The following is a 6,883-nucleotide window of genomic DNA, read 5'->3' on the forward strand; positions in this document are numbered from 1 at the left end:
CCGGCGTATCCGCTGGAGCGCATTGCCTACATGCTGGAGGACAGCGCACCGGTGGCGGTGCTGGCCCAGGGCGCGACGCGGGCATTGCTGGGGGAGGTGCCGGTGGTCGATCTGGACCAGCCGAGCTGGCAGCATCAGCCTGTCGACAACCCTCACGTGCCAGCCGTCAGTGCCTACGTGATCTACACCTCCGGCTCCACCGGCCAGCCCAAGGGCGTGATCAACGACCACCCCGGCGTGGTCAACCGCCTGCTGTGGATGCAGGACGCCTATGGCCTGCAAGCCCATGACCGGGTGCTGCAAAAAACGCCGTTCAGCTTCGACGTATCGGTGTGGGAGTTCTTCTGGCCGCTGTTCACCGGCGCCTGCCTGGTGATGGCGCGCCCGGGCGGTCACAAAGACCCGGCCTATCTGTGCGAAGTCATCGCGAAAGAACAGATCACCACGCTGCACTTTGTGCCGTCGATGCTCGACGTGTTCCTGGCCCATGGCGATGTAAGCCAGGCCGCCGGAATGGTCCGCGTGATGTGCAGCGGCGAAGCCTTGCCCGGCAGCCTGGTGCGGCGCTTCAAGCAGCAGTTGCCGGACATCGGCCTGTACAACCTGTACGGCCCGACCGAAGCAGCGGTGGACGTGACCGCATGGAACTGCGCACGGCCGGACGTCCCGGACAACACACCCATCGGCAAACCCATCGCCAACACCCGCATGTACGTGCTCGACGCACAGATGCAGCCCGTGCCATTGGGCGTGGTCGGCGAGCTGTTCATCGGCGGCGTGCAAGTGGCGCGGGGTTACCTGAACCGGCCGGAGCTGACTGCCGAACGCTTCCTCAAGGACCCGTTCACCGGTGGCCGCCTGTATCGCACCGGGGACCTGGGGCGTTACCTGGCCGATGGCAATATCGAGTACCTCGGGCGCAACGATGACCAGGTGAAGATCCGTGGCCTGCGCATCGAACTGGGCGAAATCCAGGCGCGCCTGCTGGAACATCCCTGGGTCAGCGAAGCCGCGGTGGTGGCCCGCGAAGAGCGACTCGTCGCCTACTACACCGGCACTCGCTCAGCCGATCTGCGTGAACATCTGTTGCAGCACCTGCCGGAGTTCATGGTGCCTGCGCTGTTCGTGCACCTGGACGCGTTGCCGTTGAGCCCCAACGGCAAGCTGGACCGCAAGGCACTGCCGGCGCCAGACGCCGATGCCTTGACCCTGCGCGACTACGAAGCCCCGGAGGGCGACACCGAAATCCTCCTGGCGCAACTCTGGGCCGAACTGCTCAACGTCGAACGGGTAGGGCGCCAGGACAATTTCTTTGAACTGGGCGGGCACTCGCTGCTCGCCGTGAGCTTGATCGGGCGCTTGCGCCAGGAAGGCATGGAAGCCGATGTGCGTGGGTTGTTCGAACAACCGACCCTGGCCGGCTACGCCGCAATGACTGAACGAATGGAGATCGTCCTGTGAGCATTCTCGAACTGCTGGCGACGCTGAAAACCAAGGATGTGCAACTCGCGCTCAAGGGCGAGCAATTGTCGGTGCAAGGCAACAAGCAAGCGCTGAGCGACCCGTTGATCCTCGCCGCCCTGCGCGAACATAAACCGGCGCTGATCGAGCTGATCAAGGCCGGTGACTACTCGGCGGCCAACGAGGTGCCGGCCAATGGCATCCCGGCTGGCGCCGCACAGATCACCCCGGCGATGTTGACCCTGTCCGAGCTGAGCCAGGACGAGATCGACCGTATCGTCGCCACCGTCGACGGCGGGGTGGCGAATATCCAGGACATCTACCCATTGGCGCCGCTGCAGGAAGGCATTCTCTTCCACCACGTCAGCACCGAGCATGGCGACCCCTATGTGATGCAGTCGCAGTTCGCCTTCGACTGCATCGAGCGTTTCGAGGCGTTTGCCCTGGCCCTACAAGGGGTGATGGACCGGCATGACATCCTGCGTACCGGCGTGGTCTGGGACGGCTTGCAGCAACCCTCGCAAGTGGTGTGGCGCACGGCAACGCTGCCGGTGCAGGCGCTGGAGCTGGACCCGGCCGACGGCGATATCGCCGCCCAGTTGCATGCGCGTTTCGACGCCCGCCATTACCGCCTCGACGTGACCCAGGCGCCGCTGTTGCGCCTGGCCTGGGCCAACGACCCGGCACAGCAGCGCATCGTCGCCATGCTGCTGTTCCATCACATGGCCCTGGACCACAGCGCCCTGGAAGTGGTGCGCCATGAAATGCAGGCGTTGCTGCAAGGCCACGCCGGGCAACTGGGGCACGCCGTGCCGTTTCGCAGCTACGTGGCGCAGGCGCGCCTGGGGGTCAGCGAGCAGCAGCACGAAGCGTTCTTCCAGCAGATGCTCGGCGATGTGCTGGAGCCGACCTTGCCCTTCGGCCTGCAGGATGTGCAAGGCGATGGCCGTGGCATCAATGAACTCGACTGGCCGCTGGCGGACACACTCAACCAGCGCCTGCGCGTCCAGGCCCGCGTGCTTGGGGTCAGCGTCGCCAGTCTGTTTCACCTGGGTTGGGCGCGGGTGCTGAGTGTGCTGGCTGGCAAGTCCCAGGTGGTGTTCGGCACCGTGCTGATGGGGCGCATGCAGGGCGGGCACGCCACGGACCGTGCCTTGGGCATTTTCATCAACACCTTGCCGTTTCGCGTGGACTTGGGCGACGACGACCTGCGCAGTGCGGCCAAGGCCACCCATGCGCGTCTTACCGGCCTGCTGCGCCACGAACACGCGCCGCTGGCCCTGGCACAGCGCTGCAGCGGGGTGCTGGCGCCGACGCCATTGTTCAGCGCGCTGCTCAATTATCGCCACAGCGGCACCGGCACCAGCAGCGAAGCGGTGGCGGCGTGGCAGGGCATCGAGACACTGCGTTCGGATGAACGTACCAACTACCCGCTGACCTTGAGTGTCGATGACCTCGGTGAAGGGTTTGTCCTGCGGCTGTTGGCGACTACCCAGGTCGATCCGCAGCGTGTCTGCGCCTACCTGCAAACCGCCCTCGACCATCTGGTGACGGCTCTGGAGGAGGCGCCGCATACCGCGCTGAATCAGCTGGCAGTGGTTCCCGCCGACGAGCAGCGCTTGCTGTTGCAGCACTTCAACTCCACCCACACGGATTTCCCCCAAGGCACCACGCTGCACGGGCGCATCGAAGCCCAGGCCGCGCTGAGCCCCGACGCCATTGCCGCCGTGCATCAGGGCCGCCAGCTCACCTATGCCGAACTCAACCAGCAAGCCAACCTGCTGGCCCATCACCTGCTGGCGCTGGGGGTCAGGCCTGACGACCGCGTTGCCATCGTCGCCCGTCGCGGGCTGGATACCCTGGCCGGCCTGCTGGCGATTCTCAAGGCCGGCGCCTGCTATGTACCGGTGGACCCGTCCCACCCGGCCGAGCGCCTCAACTACCTGCTCAGCGACAGCGCCCCGGTGGCGGTGTTGACCCAGCACGCCTTGCTGGAGCGCCTGCCGGCCCTTGATGTGCCGGTGATCAACCTCGACCGCTACACCTGGCAGCACCATTCGGCGAGCAACCCGAAGGTTGCGGTCACGCCGTCCAACCTCGCCTATGTGATCTACACCTCCGGCTCCACCGGTCTGCCCAAGGGCGTCATGGTGGAGCACCACACCGTCGCCAATCTGGTTGACTGGCATTGCCACGCCTTTGACCTGTGCGCCGGGCGCCACACCGCCAGCGTCGCCGGGTTCGGCTTTGACGCGATGGCCTGGGAAGTCTGGCCGGCGCTGTGCGTGGGCGCGACCCTGCACCTGCCACCGGCCCATGACGGCACCGAGGATGTCGACGCACTGCTGGCCTGGTGGTGCGCGCAGCCGTTGGACGTGTGCTTCCTGCCCACGCCGGTGGCCGAGTACGCGTTCAGCCAGCAGCTCGAACACCCGACGCTGCGCACGCTGCTGATCGGTGGTGATCGCCTGCGCCAGTTCGGTCGCGCCCAACGTTTCGACCTGATCAACAACTACGGGCCGACCGAAGCCACGGTGGTCGCCACCTCCGGCAAGGTCGAGGCCGGCCAGCCGTTGCACATCGGCAAACCCATCGCCAATGCCACGGTGTACCTGTTGGATGAGCAGCAGCGGCCGGTACCGCTGGGGGTGGCGGGGGAGTTGTATGTGGGCGGTAAAGGCGTGGCGCGGGGTTATCTCAACCGTGCGGAGTTGACGGCCGAACGTTTCCTGCAGGATCCATTCAATGCCGGGCGCATGTACCGTACCGGCGATCTGGCGCGCTGGCTGCCGGACGGCACTATCGAGTACCTGGGGCGCAATGACGACCAGGTGAAGATCCGTGGCATGCGCATCGAACTGGGCGAAATCGAAGCCCAACTCAACCAGTTGGCGGGTATCCAGGAAGCCGTGGTGCTGGTGCGTGAAGAGCGGCTGGTGGCGTATTTCACCGAAAACCGCCAGCTCGACCCGCTGGTGGTAGCCGAACTCCGCGCCCACCTGGTGGCGCACCTGCCGGACTACATGGTGCCGGTCGCCTATGTGAAGCTGGACGCGTTGCCCCTGACCGCCAACGGCAAGCTCGACCGCAAGGCCCTGCCGGCGCCGGACATGGCCGCAGTGTTTACCCGCGAGTACGTGGCCCCCGAAGGTGAAATCGAAACCGTACTGGCGCAGATCTGGGCCGATGTGCTGCAGGTGGAGCGGGTGGGGCGTCGCGATCATTTCTTCGAACTGGGCGGGCATTCCTTGCTGGCGATGCGCATGGTCTCGCAGATCCGCCAGCGCCTGGGTGTGGAGTTGCTGCTCGGCGACTTGTTTGCCAATGCCGAGTTGGCGGCGGTGGCCGAGGTGCTGGCCCAGTCCGGTCGCAGCACCTTGCCAGCTATCCTCCCGGCCAATCGTGATGAGCCCACGCCGCTGTCCTTCGCCCAGCAGCGCCTGTGGTTCCTGGCGCTGATGGAAGGCGCCAACACCGCCTACAACATTCCCATCGGGCTGCGTCTGCGTGGGCAGTTGCATGTGGAGGCGCTGCAACGGGCGCTGGCGCGCATCGTCGCACGCCACGAAACCCTGCGCAGCCGCTTTGCCCAGCGCGGCGACGAGGCCCAGGTGGTGATCGTGCCCGCCGAAGACGTGTTGCCCCTGCAAGTGCAGGACCTGCGCCGCCACCCGCAACCACAGCAGGCGCTGGACGCGTTGATCCATGGCGAGGCCTCGGCGCCGTTCGACCTGGAGCGCGGCCCGCTGCTGCGCGGGCGTCTGGTGGTAATGGCCGACGATCACCATGTGCTGTTGCTGACGCTGCACCATATCGTGTCCGATGGCTGGTCCATGGGCGTGCTCACCCGTGAACTGATGGCGCTGTACCAGGCCTTCAGCCACGGCCAGCCCGACCCCTTGCCGGCGCTGCCGATCCAGTACGGCGACTTCGCGGTATGGCAGCGCCTGTGGCTCAGCGGTGAAGTGCTGCAGCGCCAGAGCACCTTTTGGCAGCAGGCGCTGGCCGGTGCACCGGCCTTGCTCACGCTGCCCACCGACCGCCCGCGCCCGGCGCAGCAGGACTACGCCGGCAGTAGCGTCGAGGTGCGCCTGGACGAACGCCTCACCGCCGGGCTCAAGGCCTTGAGCCAACGCCACGGCACCACGCTGTACATGACCTTGATGAGCGCCTGGGCCTCACTGCTGGCACGGCTCTCCGGGCAGCACGATGTGGTGATCGGCTCACCCGTGGCCAACCGCACGCGCAGCGAAGTGGAAGGGCTGATCGGCCTGTTTGTGAACACCCTGGCGGTGCGCATCGACATCTCGGGCGAGCTGAGCACCGAAGCGCTGTTGGCGCGGGTCAAGGCCCAGGCCCTGGAAGCCCAGGCCCACCAGGACCTGCCGTTCGAACAAGTGGTAGAGATCACCCGGCCACCGCGCAGCCTGGCCCACAGCCCGCTGTTCCAGACCCTGCTGACCTGGCAGGACAGCAGTGCGCCGACCCTGGCCCTGGGCGACCTGGCCTTGGAAGGCATCGTCGAGGACAGTCACTTCGCCAAGTTCGACCTGTCCCTGGACCTGTCGGAAGTGCAGGGCACCATCATCGGCGCGCTGGAATACGCAGTGGCGCTGTTCGACGCATCGACGGTGCAGCGTTACGTCGGCTACTTCACCCGCGTGTTGCAGGCCATGGTGGATAACGACCAGGCGGTGCTGGAACAGCTGCCGCTGGTGGATGAGCGTGAGCGCCAGCACCTGCTGTTTGATTTCAACGACACCGAAGTCGCTTATGACCTCGAACAGACCTTGCATGGCCTGTTCGAAACGCAGGCGACGCGGACGCCGGACGCCATTGCCGTCAAAGCCGATGACGGCGTGTTGACCTATGCCGAGCTGAATGCGCGGGCCAATCAACTGTCCCACCACCTGCTGGAATTGGGTGTGCAGCCGGATTCACGGGTGGCGATCTGCGTGGAGCGCGGCCTGGACATGGTCATCGGCCTGTACGCGATTCTTAAGGCCGGCGCCGCCTATGTGCCGCTGGACCCGGCGTATCCGCTGGAGCGCATTGCCTACATGCTGGAGGACAGCGCACCGGTGGCGGTGCTGGCCCAGGGCGCGACGCGGGCATTGCTGGGGGAGGTGCCGGTGGTCGATCTGGACCAGCCGAGCTGGCAGCATCAGCCTGTCGACAACCCTCACGTGCCAGCCGTCAGTGCCTACGTGATCTACACCTCCGGCTCCACCGGCCAGCCCAAGGGCGTGATCAACGACCACCCCGGCGTGGTCAACCGCCTGCTGTGGATGCAGGACGCCTATGGCCTGCAAGCCCATGACCGGGTGCTGCAAAAAACGCCGTTCAGCTTCGACGTATCGGTGTGGGAGTTCTTCTGGCCGCTGTTCACCGGCGCCTGCCTGGTGATGGCGCGCCCGGGCGG

2 protein-coding genes are annotated in these 6,883 nt (G+C 66.0%); both read left to right on the top strand.

The window, feature by feature from the left end; translation table 11 throughout:
- Positions 1-1,461 (top strand): amino acid adenylation domain-containing protein (locus tag BFN10_RS10230; protein ID WP_139221103.1); only part of this gene is annotated, 1,461 nt, incomplete at its 5' end.
- A partial coding sequence (locus BFN10_RS10235; RefSeq protein ID WP_139221104.1) for a non-ribosomal peptide synthetase occupies positions 1,458-6,883 on the top strand: 5,426 nt, incomplete at its 3' end. The genes BFN10_RS10230 and BFN10_RS10235, both read left to right, overlap by 4 nt.

The sequence above is a fragment of the Pseudomonas extremorientalis genome (assembly GCF_001870465.1).
Classification (GTDB): Bacteria; Pseudomonadota; Gammaproteobacteria; order Pseudomonadales; family Pseudomonadaceae; genus Aquipseudomonas; species Aquipseudomonas extremorientalis.